The organism is Paenibacillus sp. FSL P2-0173 (assembly GCF_038008045.1).
In the GTDB taxonomy this organism is placed as follows: Bacteria; Bacillota; Bacilli; order Paenibacillales; family Paenibacillaceae; genus Paenibacillus; species Paenibacillus polymyxa_B.
Map to the genome: position 1 here is coordinate 1762622 of NZ_JBBOYK010000001.1, position 15209 is coordinate 1777830.

13 protein-coding genes are annotated in these 15209 nt (G+C 47.1%); 5 read left to right on the top strand and 8 right to left on the bottom strand.

Features of this window, described 5'->3' with window-relative positions; translation table 11 throughout:
- Window positions 1-11: 11 nt before the first annotated feature.
- Both galE and MKX30_RS07725 read right to left on the bottom strand, forming a co-directional pair.
- Complete coding sequence (galE, locus tag MKX30_RS07720) at window positions 12-1001, bottom strand: UDP-glucose 4-epimerase GalE (RefSeq protein ID WP_023989887.1); 990 nt, start codon at window positions 999-1001, stop codon at window positions 12-14.
- Between the two features lies 1 nt (window position 1002).
- Window positions 1003-2181, bottom strand: coding sequence for a galactokinase (locus tag MKX30_RS07725; protein WP_341062704.1), 1179 nt, complete (start codon window positions 2179-2181; stop codon window positions 1003-1005).
- 220 nt (window positions 2182-2401) lie between these two features.
- Here MKX30_RS07725 and MKX30_RS07730 point away from each other — a divergent pair, with 220 nt between their 5' ends.
- Entirely contained in the window at window positions 2402-3268 is an 867-nt protein-coding gene (locus MKX30_RS07730) for an AraC family transcriptional regulator (protein WP_023989889.1), read from the top strand.
- Between the two features lie 127 nt (window positions 3269-3395).
- On the opposite strand, the gene mgrA is transcribed toward MKX30_RS07730, so the two are convergent.
- From mgrA to MKX30_RS07750, 4 genes are all read right to left on the bottom strand, one after another.
- Window positions 3396-4394: an L-glyceraldehyde 3-phosphate reductase gene (gene mgrA, locus MKX30_RS07735; protein ID WP_028542446.1), complete on the bottom strand. Its 999-nt coding sequence runs from the start codon at window positions 4392-4394 to the stop codon at window positions 3396-3398.
- An 84-nt stretch (window positions 4395-4478) separates the two neighbouring features.
- On the bottom strand, window positions 4479-5219 hold the full coding sequence (locus tag MKX30_RS07740; protein ID WP_134902635.1) for an NAD-dependent protein deacylase: 741 nt from the start codon (window positions 5217-5219) through the stop codon (window positions 4479-4481).
- Window positions 5216-5986 (bottom strand): HAD family hydrolase, encoded by a 771-nt coding sequence (locus MKX30_RS07745; RefSeq protein WP_069079961.1) that lies wholly within the window; start codon window positions 5984-5986, stop codon window positions 5216-5218. Before MKX30_RS07745 ends, MKX30_RS07740 begins: the two co-directional genes overlap by 4 nt.
- Window positions 5987-6000: 14 nt before the next feature.
- Window positions 6001-6807 carry an alpha/beta fold hydrolase gene (locus tag MKX30_RS07750; RefSeq protein ID WP_023989892.1) on the bottom strand — a complete coding sequence of 269 codons (807 nt, stop codon included), beginning with the start codon at window positions 6805-6807 and terminating at the stop codon, window positions 6001-6003.
- A gap of 312 nt (window positions 6808-7119) precedes the next feature.
- On the opposite strand from MKX30_RS07750, the gene MKX30_RS07755 reads away from it, so the two are divergent.
- From MKX30_RS07755 to ilvD, 3 genes are all read left to right on the top strand, one after another.
- Window positions 7120-8154, top strand: a complete 1035-nt coding sequence (locus MKX30_RS07755; RefSeq protein WP_071558366.1) for an acyltransferase family protein — start codon at window positions 7120-7122, stop codon at window positions 8152-8154.
- A 176-nt stretch (window positions 8155-8330) separates the two neighbouring features.
- Window positions 8331-8579: a KGG domain-containing protein gene (locus tag MKX30_RS07760; RefSeq protein WP_023989894.1), complete on the top strand. Its 249-nt coding sequence runs from the start codon at window positions 8331-8333 to the stop codon at window positions 8577-8579.
- 343 nt (window positions 8580-8922) lie between these two features.
- Window positions 8923-10611, top strand: a complete 1689-nt coding sequence (gene ilvD, locus MKX30_RS07765; RefSeq protein ID WP_023989895.1) for a dihydroxy-acid dehydratase — start codon at window positions 8923-8925, stop codon at window positions 10609-10611.
- A gap of 99 nt (window positions 10612-10710) precedes the next feature.
- Here the strand turns inward: ilvD and MKX30_RS07770 are convergent, their stop codons facing one another.
- A complete protein-coding gene (locus tag MKX30_RS07770) occupies window positions 10711-12096 on the bottom strand; it encodes a polysaccharide deacetylase family protein (protein WP_068941984.1) in 1386 nt (461 codons plus the stop codon).
- A gap of 179 nt (window positions 12097-12275) precedes the next feature.
- Between MKX30_RS07770 and MKX30_RS07775 the strand changes: the two genes are divergently transcribed.
- Complete coding sequence (locus MKX30_RS07775; RefSeq protein ID WP_023989897.1) at window positions 12276-13430, top strand: AI-2E family transporter; 1155 nt, start codon at window positions 12276-12278, stop codon at window positions 13428-13430.
- Here MKX30_RS07775 and MKX30_RS07780 read toward each other — a convergent pair.
- Entirely contained in the window at window positions 13418-15193 is a 1776-nt protein-coding gene (locus MKX30_RS07780; RefSeq protein ID WP_339200719.1) for a peptidoglycan D,D-transpeptidase FtsI family protein, read from the bottom strand. The genes MKX30_RS07775 and MKX30_RS07780 overlap by 13 nt on opposite strands.
- Window positions 15194-15209 lie beyond the last annotated feature (16 nt).

Here is a 15209-nt window from a genome sequence, read left to right on the forward strand (position 1 = left end):
TCGTCTCCCGTCTATTCGTCGCCGTAGCCGTGAGGGTGCGATTGATGCCATCCCCATGCTCCGCTAATAATGTCCTCTAGTTGGGTACGTGCTGGACTCCAGCCCAACACCGAACGAGCCTTGTCAGAAGATGCAACCAATATCGCTGGATCGCCTGCGCGGCGTGGCTCTGTCACAACTGGAATGTCGAGCCCAGTGACCTTGCGTGCCGTCTCAATAACTTCTTTCACAGAGAAGCCCTGCCCGTTGCCCAGGTTGAATACGTTGCTGTCATTGCCTTCGCGCAAGTAATTTACTGCACGCACATGAGCATCCGCCAGGTCACTCACGTGAATGTAATCCCGAACACACGTGCCGTCAGGTGTCGCATAATCCTCACCAAACACAGCGATGTGTGGACGCTGTTTCAAGGCTGTCTGGAGCACTAACGGGATCAGATGGCTTTCTGGTCGGTGATCTTCACCGATCTTGCCGCTCTCATGCGCACCAGCCGCATTAAAATACCGTAAAGACACATATTTGATGCCTAAAACTTTATCAAACCACGACATCATGCGCTCCATCATCAGCTTTGTTTCACCATACACGTTGGTTGGCTCTGTACGGTCTCCCTCTTCAATCGGTACCTTTTCCGGTTCGCCGTAGGTAGCCGCAGTAGAGGAAAACACGATTCGGCGCACTCCAGCATCCTTCATTGCCTCCAGCAAGCTCAGCGTGCCAAATACATTGTTGTCATAATATTTACCAGGATTTTGCATACTTTCTCCAACCAGCGAGTTGGCTGCAAAATGGATAACTGCGTCGATACTATTTTCAGAGAACAGTTTGGACAGTAATTCTTTATCCCTCAAATCCCCTTCATACAACTTGCCTCCAAGCAATGCTGCTTTGTGCCCGGTTTGCAAATTATCCAGCACCACAACTTCTTCTCCCAGATCCAACAATTCTGCTACGGTATGTGAACCGATATATCCAGCTCCACCTGTGACTAAAATGGCCATGTTATTCGTCCTCCTTCAGTTCTTTAACTCCGTCTCCTGCCTTGCATACATAAAAGCTGGCTTCCAGCCCTGTGCGGGTCTGATAAGCTTCGCCGACTTCCTTCACAAAACGTTCCACATCGTTCTCATGAACCAATGAAACCGTACAACCTCCAAATCCGGCTCCTGTCATACGAGCACCCAGCGTGCCAGGAATGCGTCGTGCTTCTTCAACCATGACGTCCAGCTCCGTGCAGCTGACCTCATACAAATCGCGTAATGAATCATGAGAAGCATTCATTAACTGACCAAAAGCTGCAAGTTCATTCGCCGCGAGAGCATCAACAGAGGCCAACACACGAGCGTTTTCCTCCACCACATGCTGTGCCCGCCGACGCACTGTTTCGTCCGCGATGTGATGCTGAAGCTCTCCGAAACGCGCCTCATCCAGCTGAGCGAGGTATTCCAGTGACGGTTCCTGCTGCTGCAAAATGGACAGTGCTTCGGCACATTGACTACGACGCTCGTTATAGGCTGAGTCCACCAAACCGCGACGCTTGTTTGTATTGCCGATCACGAGCTTATAAGCCCCCGTGCGGAATGGCACTTTACGGTACTCCAACGTATCGCACATCAGCAGAATTGCATGATCAGCTGCTCCGTTCGCTACAGCGAACTGGTCCATAATGCCGCAATTGACACCAACGTAATTGTTTTCTGCCCGCTGGGACAACAAAGCGATTTCGACCGTATCTGTTTCCTGTTTTTCGATCGTGAGAAACGCGTATCCTGTAACAACCTCAATGGAGGCTGAGGAGGATAATCCAGCACCATTCGGTATTTCTCCATGATAGAGCAGGTCATATCCGTTAGACGGATAAACTCCCTTTTCAGCCAACTCCACCAGCACACCCACCGGATAGTCCACCCACTCATCCGTTTTGTTTTTACCTATTTCTCCACGGGGGATAGACACTTCATACGACAGGTTTGTTGAAGCAAAATGAATTTCATCATCATTGCGCGCACGAAGGATTAGCGTCGTTCCGAATTCCAGCGCAGCCGGGAGTACATAACCACCGTTATAGTCGATATGCTCTCCAATCAGATTGACACGTCCAGGTGCATGAAATATCCGCAGTTCATTGCTGCTTTCACCATATTTTTCAATAAAATGTTTCTTTAATTCAGTAGAGTTCATATCCGCATCCACCTCATATACCGTTAGTAAAGGCCCTCCTGATTTCCCTGTAACATCTTAATCAGGTTGACATCTCTTATGATTTCAGTATAAATGAAAGCGTCACACGATGTAATGCATCCATGTGTTTAAGCTATGGATAAATGTGACTTGGATATGTACAATGTAAGTATACCGCATCCGCTAAACCATTCACAAATGCAGGAAGGATGACCCTATTTTGCAAGCGCATTCATATAGTTATGCCGTTGCCTCTAATCCGGTGTTTTATGAAAATAGCCCGCTGCATGTGCTTTTTGCAGGAGAGAGCCAAACCAAATCCGGTCATGCCGTGGGGCCGAAAATCTATGATTACTATCTGCTACACTTTGTAGAATCGGGCAGAGGTATCTTCCGAACGGAACAGCACACATATCAGCTTGAAGAAAACGATTTTTTCCTTATTCATCCCGGTCAGCTGGTGAGCTATACCTCTGATGAAGAGAAACCGTGGCGTTATCGTTGGTCTGCGTTTACCGGGCACCATACTGAGCAGGTGGTGCAGGAGGCCGGGCTACGTGTTCACCAGCCTGTCTTTCATGCTTCCGATCAAAGTCCCATCCCCGGTTATTTGGAGCAAATGCAATTGGCCTTTTATAGCAGAAAATCTAGTTCTCATCTATCAGCCTTGGGCTATTTGTATCTGATTATGGGGGAAGCAGGCAATTACCTGAGTGACTGGACTGATCCGTCCGGGGCGGATTCGCAAATTCAACGTACAGTCAAGCAGATGGTGCAATATATGTCCACTCAGTACGCACATCCCGTTTCCATTGAGCAAATGTCTGAAGGACTTGGTTATAATCGTGCATATTTGTCACGGATATTCAAAAAGGAAACGGGCATCTCCCCCGTCACCTATCTGCTTAAGCTAAGAATCGACAAATCACGTCAACTGCTGCGTGAGCGTCCTGAATTATCGGTAGAGCAAGTGGCCGCTTCGGTCGGACTAACCGATGCCTTATATTTCTCACGTCAATTCAAGCGCTTCTGCGGTCAGTCTCCAACCGAGTACCGAAGCAAGGTTAAGCAATACCCACAGTCGTAAAGCAGGCTTAAACAGCCCACATCCTTCAAACGGATGCGGGCTGTTGGTTATATATTGTATAAAAGGATGCGAAATTAGGCCGATGACTACAGATTAACTTTCACCATTAGGCTGTGCCGCCGTCCTGTCAGTTCCCGGCATTCAGAATCGAATCAATTCGATCCAGTTCCTCCTGAGAAAAGTCCAGATTGGATAAGGTAGCAACATTTTCTTCAATTTGGCTTACACGGCTTGCCCCAATCAAGACAGAGGTCAGACGTTCGCCGCGCAGAGCCCAGGCCAGCGAGAATTGAGCCAAACTTTGTCCGCGTGCAGCAGCCATCTGATTCAGGGCGCGTACCTTGCGAAGTGTCTCTGGCGTTACATGGTTCTCATTCAGGAAAACCGATGTACTCGCTGCACGTGAATCCTCGGGGATTCCGTTCAAATATTTATTGGTCAGCAATCCCTGAGCCAGCGGACAAAAGGCAATGCTGCCTACCCCGTTTTCGTCCAGTACATCTTGTAATCCGTTTTCAATCCAGCGGTCGAGCAAGGAGTATTTCGGCTGATGAATCAGAAGCGGTGTTCCCAGCTCCTTCAGAATGCGAGCTGCTTCTGCTGTTTGCTCCGCACTATAATTGGACACACCCACATACAGCGCTTTGCCTGAACGTACGATATGATCCAGTGCTCCCATCGTTTCTTCCAGCGGCGTATTAGGATCAAATCGGTGAGAGTAGAATATATCGACATAGTCCAGCCCCATCCGCTTCAGGCTCTGATCCAGACTAGATATCATATACTTGCGAGATCCCCAGTCACCATAAGGCCCTGCCCACATATTGTAGCCCGCTTTGGTGGAGATGACCAACTCATCCCGGTACGGTTTCATATCACTGGCTAGGACTTGTCCAAAAAATTCCTCAGCTGATCCCGCAGGAGGGCCATAGTTATTAGCTAAATCAAAATGCGTAATTCCTAGATCAAAGGAGCGAGTAATCATGCTACGGCCATTCTCCGCGTTGTTAATCCCGCCAAAATTATGCCACAAGCCCAGCGAAATAGCGGGCAGTTTTAGACCTGATCTCCCTGTACGGTTATATTTCATACTTTCATAACGATCTTCGCCAGCTAAATAAACCATGCTATCCCAGCCTCTCTCGAAACATTGTAATGTCCATCACAACATCATCATAGCGCTTTTATCCAGGCGTTGACAAGAAAACGATTACAGACCTAATTGATGAGCAAGTTTTTCCATAACTTTACCGATTGGATCGGTGATCAAAAGATCCGCCTTATGATCATACGAGGTGGGATCTGTATTCAGCAGCACCGTATGTTTACCACGAAAATAAGTAATCAAGCCCGCAGCAGGATGTACTGTCAGCGACGTTCCTCCAATTAACAGCAAATCAGCCTGCGAAATAGCCTGAACGGATTGAATAATGGTATCCTGATTCAGCTCCTCCTCATATAAAACGACATCCGGTTTGATAATTCCTCCATCTATCGGACATTTGGGTACAACCTCAGAGCTGTTCATCACTTCATCTAGACTGTAAAAGCGTCCGCATTCCATACAGTGGTTGCGATGCACCGAGCCATGAAGTTCTAGTACATTCACACTACCTGCCGCCTGGTGTAATCCGTCAATATTTTGTGTCACAACCGCTTTAAGGAGGCCTTGCTTTTCCAATAACGCGAGGAAATGATGGCAACCGTTCGGCTCCGCATCGGGATGCAGCATTTTGCTACGATAGAAGTCGAAGAACACTTCAGGATGCTTCACAAAAAATGAACGGCTAAGCATAACCTCAGGGGAATAAGGCAATTTCTCCTCACTTTGATACAGGCCTGCTGCCGAACGAAAATCCGGAATACCGCTTTCCGTCGATGTCCCTGCTCCGCCGAAAAAAACAATATTCTGCGATTGCTGTATCCATTCCGCCAACGTATTAACTTTCATACCCTACGCACCTCCAGCTCTTCATATCCACGAACAACCTTATCCGCATCCAGCAAATGACCAGAACGTTCTGCTTCTGGCGCAAATCCAATAGCGAGCCGTACTCCGGCACGCTTGCCCATCTGCATATCCCCATTGCTGTCTCCGATGACTACCACGTCCGCCGGCGACAATCCTAGTAACGCGCAGGCTTTTTCAGCCATTTCCGGGTCAGGCTTGCCGTATGTAACCCTATCATGTCCGATAATCTCGTCAAAATAGGATGTCAGCCCCATCCACTCCAAATGCTCCTGTGCAGCCTCTGTACTGTCAGAGGTCACAACCGCCAGCTTCAGCCCGGCATGGCGGCTTTGCTCAAGCAACGTCCGCAATCCTGGAAACACCTTCGCTGCCCGATGTCGCCGAATATCAGCCATCGCCGTTTTATTAAAGTCGCGGACAATCCGCACAGCCTCATTCCACGGTACACCAGCAGTATAAAGCTGCCAAGCCAGTACCCCCGTACTTTCGTCCACCGTCCCCATGGCTAGTGGGCCAGAAGGATCGTAACCGATCACACGTCCCTCTAGATCGTGAACAGTACCTAGAACGGTACCTTTTTCCACCGTAAAACCGGCACCCGCCACGGTAAGATGCTGCTCCATCATATCCAGTATAGAACGAGCCCAGGGGCCCCACAACTGAATAAAATCCAGCAACGTTCCATCTTTATCCAATAAAATACCACGGCATGGGTACCGCTCCCCCTGCACGATCAGCTCAGACATGCAGCACACCTCCTTTACTGGTTCTTAGGAGCCCCATCCACACTCTCTTTCATCCAGTCCTGTAAAGCCGTTACCGTCTGATTCCATTGCTCGACAGCGCTAATTTTCGCAGGGTTATCCCCTTTTTGGACACCATAACTGCCGAATTGGGCATGATTCCCCCCTTCGACTGTAAAATACAGCGTGTTGGCTGGTAAATAAGTTCTTCCACTTTGAACATTTTCCATCTGGACGACTCCATCATCACTTCCTAGTAGAGAAATAACGGGCAGATTTTTATCCTTTAAATTACCCTTGTTATCTGGGTAGGAAGCAAGGAAAAATACACCTTTGACCTGATCAGGATGTGCAGCTGCATATCGGGCCGCCATCACACCGCCTAACGAATGGCCTCCAATAACAAACGCTTCTTTCGGATATGCCTTTAGCACTTCATTCGCTAAATCCGGGGAGATCAATGCAAGGTTGAGTGGCATTTTTGCAATGATCACATGATGACCCTTTTCCGCCAGACGGCGTGCCAAGGGCGCATAACTTTCGGGCTTCACCAACGCACCTGGATACAAAATGACTCCGGCTCCGCTTCTTTTTGCAGGCTCAAAACCGACCCAATGTTCTTGTTCATTTACTTTCACAGCATCCGCTACTTCAGCTAATGCAGCAGCAGCCGTCTCGTCAGGCTGATAAGGCGTAAATACCTTCCATGCTCCCCACCCTGCGATCAGTGCAATAACAATCAGGATGCCTAAGAGAACTTTCCATATTTTCCGAGGACCACGTGTCCCATATGAATTGTATGATCTTCTTGTTCTTCTTCTCATTGTAAAAGTTCCTTTCGCCTTTCGTACCTCGTAATTCGTAATTTGAATATAAAATGTACCGCTGTATTCATCAGCGTAACTAGCCTTGTTAGGGTAACATCGTTGCACATACAGGGTCAAATCAGTATACATTTCCACGTCTTAGCCCATCTTTGTCCGGTGTTCAAGCTTTCGCCACACAATAAGGTTATGATAACGCTTACTAATGTGAATAAAATCACAATGATAATGTCCAGAGTATCGTACCTTGTTCCTTGTAAAGAATTATTTTTTAAATAGTTTAGTCGGCAGAAGCCGTTCGGAGGGAAACACATGACGACAAGCCATGATGTACAAGGGGAAAGCTTCTTTCTCAATTTGCGATTTCTGTTGATCATATGCGTATTTGCAGGGAATGCTCTGGAGCCTCTAGTCGGTTCACTTCATATTGCCCAACAATGGTTCAGCTGGATATTCATGTTTCATATGCCGTTGTTTGTACTCGTTACAGGCTACTTTGCCCAAACTTCTTTGACCGGATCAGCAGGCCGAAAAGTTCTGCTTCAGATCGGTATGCAATATCTTATTTTTCAATCGCTCTATTCGATCTTGGATGTTGCACTCTTCCACGTTCCCCATATCCATCATTCGTTCTTTGCTCCTTATCTGCTACTCTGGTTCCTTGCCAGCCATATCTGTTGGAGACTGCTGATGCTGTCTTTTCAGAAAATACCACCTGTCCTCCAATTGGGTATATCCGTGCTGCTGGGTATCCTCGTCGGGTATCTCCCTGTGGATGGTATATGGCTGAGCGTATGCAGAACCTTTGTTTATTTGCCTTACTTTGTAGCAGGTTATCATTTGGATTATGCAGACGTTCGGCGGTTCTTCACAGCTCCAGTCCGCATAATCGCTGGCGTTGTATCTCTTCTGCTTATGGTACTGGCGGGAACGTCGTATTTCGGCATCCCAGCAGGCTGGCTGTATGGCAACATGACTTACAGTGAATTGGGCCATACCGAATGGTACGCAGGAATTTACCGCATCGGCATTTATGGAGTTCAATGGATAGCATCCATGGCGTTCCTAAGCTTTGTTCCAGCTGTCACAGGACGAATAACCGAGATGGGAAGACGGACACTATATGTCTTTTTACTCCATGGCTTGATCGTCCGTACCGTCGTTGCAAAGGGAGTCTACGAATATATAGATACTCCAGTGGAAGTCATGTTGATTGTAGTGTGTGCTGCAGGTCTGTGCTGTATGTTGACCATGCCTTGGGTTCGAACTGCAACACGACCTCTGATTGAGCCACAGGTAGAGTGGATGCTAAAGCCAGCTCCTTATCCTTTTAGACGGTCCGCGTAATCTTTTTATCCATTTTTTATTTAACATTGAACACGCGACAACCCACTCACAGACGAACATGTAAGCGAGTCTACCCCCTCTTTACTCCACTTGGAGCCTGTTTCATACAGGCGTGATGTGGTAAGTAAAGGATGCGCGCAACAAAAAACAACTTTTTTATTAAGGAGTGATTTGTAATGGCACGTAATCAAAATCAGGGGAAAATGAGTCGCGAAGAAGCAGGTCGTATGGGTGGAGAAGCTACTTCCAAGAAGCACAATAAGGAATTTTATCAGGAGATTGGTAAAAAGGGCGGGGAAGCAACCGCAAACTCTCACGATAAAGAATTTTATCAGGAAATCGGCAAAAAAGGCGGCGATGCTACAGCTGAGTCGCATGACAAAAATTTCTACAGAGACATCGGTCGTAAAGGCGGCAGAAATTAAGGTGTAATGTCATCCTCCGCCCTCCTTTAACATAAAACAAGCTTGAGCCCATTCGCTTTATTGCGGAATGGGCTCTTTCATATTTTACCTGATACGCAAACATGTCAGTATACATATTTCTAATATAATCAAATTCTAACTCTTCTAAATGCAATATATAGACAAATAAAACTGCTCATGTCTATATATTGTTGATTACAGAACCCTACTAGTACTTTTTCAAAATCTTCATATATGTAGAAAAAAGCTCACATCTATGATAGACTCTTTAGAAAACATCTGCGCTATTACGGCGTCCATTGAACGCCATACTATTTTTATACTTTGGGGGGAAACCAGCATCATGACAGCTAAGACGAAAATGCGTTCCGATATGATTAAAAAAGGCTTTGACCGCGCTCCTCACCGCAGCTTGCTGCGCGCAGCGGGTGTCAAGGAAGAAGATTTTGACAAACCGTTTATTGCGGTATGCAACTCGTATATTGATATCGTACCGGGCCACGTCCATTTGCAGGAATTCGGAAAAATTGTCAAGCAAGCCATTCGTGAGGCAGGCGGTGTACCTTTCGAGTTTAACACCATCGGTGTAGATGACGGCATTGCCATGGGTCACATCGGTATGCGTTATTCTCTGCCAAGCCGCGAAATTATAGCTGACTCTCTGGAAACTGTCGTTTCCGCTCACTGGTTTGATGGCATGGTTTGTATTCCTAACTGTGATAAAATTACCCCTGGCATGATGATGGGCGCATTGCGCGTTAACATTCCAACTATTTTCGTCAGCGGCGGTCCTATGAAAGCTGGTAAAGACAAGAACGGACGCTCTATTTCCCTGACCTCCGTCTTCGAAGGCGTAGGTGCATATCAGGCTGGTAAAATCGACGATCAAAGCTTGCTTGAATTAGAACAATATGGCTGTCCGACATGTGGCTCCTGTTCAGGGATGTTCACAGCGAATTCCATGAACTGTCTCGCAGAAGCGATGGGTCTGGCTATGCCGGGTAACGGCACCATTCTCGCAGTAGCAGAAGAACGTAAAGAATTCGTTAAACAATCTGCACGCCAATTGATGGAATTGATTAAGCTTGATCTTAAACCACGTGATATCGTGACTAAAGAGGCTATTGATAATGCATTTGCATTGGATATGGCAATGGGCGGTTCCACGAATACAGTATTGCATACATTGGCACTTGCCCATGAAGCAGAAGTTGACTACCCTATCGAACGTATTAATGAAGTCGCAAACCGCGTACCTCATTTGTCCAAATTGGCACCTGCTTCCGACTATCATATTGAGGATGTCCATAATGCAGGCGGCGTAAGCGCAGTGCTGAATGAATTGTTGAAGAAACCGGGCGCACTGCATGGAGACTGTATTACTGTGACCGGAAAAACCATTCGTGAAAACGTAGAAGGTCAGGAAATTCTGGATACTAACGTCATCCATAAACTGGACAACCCTTATTCTGAACGTGGCGGCCTAGCTGTATTATTCGGTAATCTGGCACCGCAAGGCTCCATCATTAAAGTCGGTGCAGTTGATCCTTCGGTTGGTGGTTATCACAAAGGTCCTGCTATCTGCTTTGATTCACAGGAAGATGCACTGGCAGGTATCGCCAACGGTAAAATTAATGAAGGACACGTTGTTGTTATCCGTTATGAAGGTCCAAAGGGCGGACCTGGTATGCCTGAAATGCTCGCTCCAACTTCACAAATCGTGGGCATGGGGCTTGGTGCCAAGGTGGGTCTGATTACAGACGGACGCTTCTCAGGTGCTTCCCGTGGTATCTCCATCGGTCATATTTCCCCCGAAGCAGCAGAAGGCGGACCTATCGCTTTTGTTGAGGACGGCGATATCATTGAGCTGGACTTGAACAATCGTAAGATTGAGCTCCACATTACGGACGAAGAATTCGAACGTCGTCGCGCCAACTGGAAAGGCTTCGAGCCGAAGGTAAAAACGGGTTACCTGGCACGTTATTCCAAGCTGGTAACGAACGCAAGTAACGGCGGAATTATGAAAATCTAAATGCGTTGCCAAGATAGGATTACTTTATAAACAGCTAAAAATCCTCTCGACCCTAACAAAGGATCGAGAGGATTTTTTTATTAGGTCATTAGGGTTAGCCTATTCAGTCATTTCGCTGTTGAGTGTATGGACATCATCTCGCTGTGCTGTTTGCTCAAGAGCTTCGTCTGAGCGGTGTAAGCCTCCCTGATGAAAACGGTCAAACAAGGTATCCATTGGCATCACAATCAGTTTCGGTACCATTACATCTTTTTTTTCACTCAATTGCTCTGAACCCAAAGGATGGATAACACGAAATAACAGCTTTAGATATACAGTGGACACATGCTTAAACAGTCCTTTGGGAAGCTCCCGAACTTGAAATCCCAACTTCTCTGGTCCCCGATGAATCATACTTACTGCGTATATCGCCTTTACACCCTTCATTTCAGAATCATGTACAATGCGTTGGGCCAGATCAGGAAGTTGTTTTTTTACAATCCGAATTAATTGAATAGCTAGATGTACCATCGACTTTGCCGTCGAACCCAATTGAAATAACTTTCTATTATCAAAATGAAGCTCAATTATCGGGTCCCCTTTTTCTAACCACCTGCTGTTCTCCATATTTACATTTGGCCCATGATAGATACGGCGACGATAATAAAAGATCGTATCCTCCTTGCTTACGGGACGAAGACGAAACAAAACATGGAATAGCCGCTCATACTGGAGCCATCCAAATACCAGCGTTCTTTTTAACCAGCCCGTACTGGACATCTCGGAGGCAGTAGGTTTATTGACAGACTGACGGCAAAACAAGGTATCCACCCGTACGCTGCGTAATTGTCGTTCTTGGGCGACCCTCAGCAGCTTCTCCAGTGCGATTAGCATATTCTGGGGCGCTTCCACGTCTGCCCCCAATGTCGTACCACAGTCATGGAGCAGCATCACTTCGCCACCCCTCAGCTTTTTGAGCATTCTCTCCGCTAATTGTTTCGCTCCGATGCTGGCCTTCCAGTCCCCGAACATGGAGGACCATAATACGATTCGACGACCATGGGTGTTGGAAATATCAAAAAAGTTCACTATCCCCCAAGGTGGGCGATAAAAGGTCGTTCCCTCGCCAGTTACTCGACGAATGACTGACTCTGTCTGAGCAATTTGTCTTCTGACGGTAACAGGCCTCATAAGCCAATTCGATTTGTGCACATAATTATGAATACCGATTAGATGACCTTCATCATGCATGCGTTTCAGAAGCTCAGGGTGTTTTTCTGCATTTATCCCAACAACAAAAAAAGTAGCCTTGGCATCAAAACGCTTCAGTAAATCAAGCAGCTGTGATGTATACACTGGATCAGGGCCATCATCAAAGGTGAGTGCATATTCTTGCTCACTTTTGCCGCGCCTGAACACCCGGAAACCAAATATACGACTAACCAGCGCCGGAATAAAAGCATAAAAAGTTGAAATGTAAAACATCCATAACAGCAAAGTCTGCACGTTTTATCCCCACTTTTCTATTCTGAACTCCCCAAGCAGGCTTCCTGAGGAAAACTCACTTACTTATATATTATCACAATGAAGCAAACATGCCGAGATTTCGCTATTGCATATGGTCAGCATTGAGGTCCAATTTAGTGTACAATAAATAAAAATCTAAAAGGAGTCGTTGTATACATATGCTTCCCTTGTACAAAAAATATTGGCGTACCGTTTTTGATATCGGTTTGATCGTATTAACCGTGTATTTAATTATGTTCGTATCCAGCAAACTGTATCAACTTGCCGCACCTGTGTTCCTTTCGTTCGTCGTGTTCTGGTGCATTGAACCTGCTGCCCGTTATTTTCATCGGAAAGGAATGAAAAAGCCTTTTGCCTCCGCACTCTCCGTATTGCTATTTATCATCCTCTTACTTGCTATTTTTTTCGGATTGGGCCTGATTCTGGTTACGCAATTTACGAAAGTCGCGCAAAACCTCCCACAATATACTCAGATTATCCAAGCGGAATTCACGCGATATCTTCATCTTTCTCAAGATAAAATCGCTGCTTTACCTCCGAGTGTTACTGAACGTGTGAATGATTATTTTGCGACTGCCACCACCATTGCTACGAAGTGGGCACAGCTAGGATTATCCTTTTTCATACAGTTCCTCAGTTCTTTCACTGTTTTTATGGGCAACTTTGCCATTGCCATCATTTTAGCGTTCTTTTTAAGTATGGAAATTAATCTTTGGAAGGGCATTGCTCGTAGTAAAACACCCAAGACACTAAAAACTGCTTACCTTTTTCTAAAAAATCACGTACTTAAAGCTATCTCCGCTTTTCTCAAGGCTCAAGCTCTACTGGTAGGGATTACCTTTGTTCTCGTATTTATAGGTTTACTCATTTTGCAAGTGGATAATGCCCTCTCATTGGCGCTCGTGGCAGCTTTGTTTGATATTCTGCCCTTGCTGGGTGTGCCTGTTATTTTTATTCCGTGGGCCGTGTATCTGTTCATCACAGGCAATACCGGCCTGGCTGTAGGCCTGCTTATTGTCATGGCTGTGACGGTGATCGTCCGCCAGCTGGCAGAGCCTAAAATCACTGGTAATTCCATCGGTGTTTCATCTGCCTATCTGATGCTTTCCTTTGCCATTATATCGTTGTCCATCTTTGGACTGGCCGGATTAATCCTGTCTCCCATTCTGATCATTTTGCTCAAGGAATTGTGGCAGCAAGGCTATCTGCAGAAATGGATTCGGTTTCCGACAGAGGAATTTGACGAGCCCCCGTTTATCGTAAAAATCCAGGAGGAAGATCGTGAAGCTACTCGTGGTACTCAAGAGGATTGAGCTAACAGATCCATTACTTGACCAAACAGTGCTGTAGCTTGATTTGCAGAATGTGTTGAAGCATTTTGCACAAGGACGGCGACCGCATAACGAGGCCGCTCTATCGGACCATAGCCTATAAACCACTGGTGATTGATAGGTTGACCGTTCTTTAAAGCTTGGGCCGTACCCGATTTGCCGGCCAGAATCCATGATTTATTACGCAAGGAGGCACCAGTTCCCTGTGTCACAACCTTTTCCATTGCTTCACGAAGCGTGCGAGCCGTCGATGTGTGAATCGAGCGGCTGCCCTCGGGTGAAGATGCAGCATGAGCAGGTAGTTCCAGTAAGGTGCTACCGTCTGCGTAGCTAATGCGTTTGACAATGCGTGGTGCATGTACTTGACCCTCGTGCAGCAAGGTGACGATGAGATTGGCAGCTTGGAGAGGCGTTACCAGCACATCGCGCTGACCGATAGCTGTCTGTACACGTACGCCCGGATCATACGCGTTCGTATGGGAGCCGAATACGGCTCCCTTTTCTTCGTGATCCAGCGGTCTGAATTGAGGTAGTCCTGCAAGATTCCGCTCCTGCCAGCCCACAGTTCGGCTCAATCCCAGTGCAGAGGCTGTGGCCTGAATTTGCTCAGGATTAAGCCGTTCGCCGAGATGAGCGAATACACTATTACAGGATACGGCAAGCCCTTCCTCCAGGTTCAGGGTACCGTGTCCTTCTTTTTTCCAGCAAGCCAAACCGTACTTGCCATAAGTTCCATGACAATGGAATTGTTCCTGCGGTTGGACAACACCTGATTCAAGTGCAGCAGCAGCCGTAACCAACTTAAAAATGGATCCAGGCGTTATCGCCTTGAGGGCACGATTAGACCAGTCTGTTTTTTTCTGCGGATCAACATGACCGGGATTATAAAAAGGGCGAGACACCATCGCCAGTAAATCCGCGTTGCCTGCATCGAGCACTACCACCGCCCCTTCTGCCAAATGACTAGATTCCGTCAGCTTTTCAATCTGTTCCTGTATAGGTAGATCAATTGTAGTCTGCACTTGTAAAGGATAGTGACCATTGGATGGAGCACTGACACGCAACGGTATATGAGTCAATGGACGACGCTGCGCATCTACAAATCGGGAGACGAACGTTTCACCGACGCCGCTCAGCAGCGGCTCCAGCGTTCTTTCCAGCCCGGCTGCCCCCATCGGCAGTTCACTCGCTCGGTCGGCACGTTCATACAGAAAGCCAAGCCATTGCCTGCCATTGGGCAAATCCCTGTAACGTTTCGCATAAGGTACAAGCTCAATAAGCGAAGGGGCTAGCTTCAGCAGCTTGCCTGCTTCATTCGGATTGATTTGTACGGGCTCTCCGCGCCCATCTCGCCATATGAGCGGGGATTGCAGCCCTTTCCATCGTGTCAGTAGTTGCTTTTTATTCGTACGCAGTAGCTTGGCCAGTTCTTCGCCATGTAAAGCCGCTTTGCCATCTACATCGGGAAAAAGCACTGGCGCCCATACGACTCCGCCAGTCAAGGGTTGCCCATGCCGGTCCGTAAACTGTCCACGTCCAGAGTCGATAGAAATGCCCTCCTGTCGCTGACGTGCTGACATTTCCTTAAGCGAATGCCCCCCATAGACGGACATATGAATGCCCGCTGTCCCCTGAATCCAAGCCAGTCGGAATAATAAAATCAGCAGTAGCGCCATCACCCCCAAGCCCATATATGCAATTCGACGTTTTCGTATGAAACTGCTACCACGCCTCGGCACACCCATCCTTCTTTCATCTTTT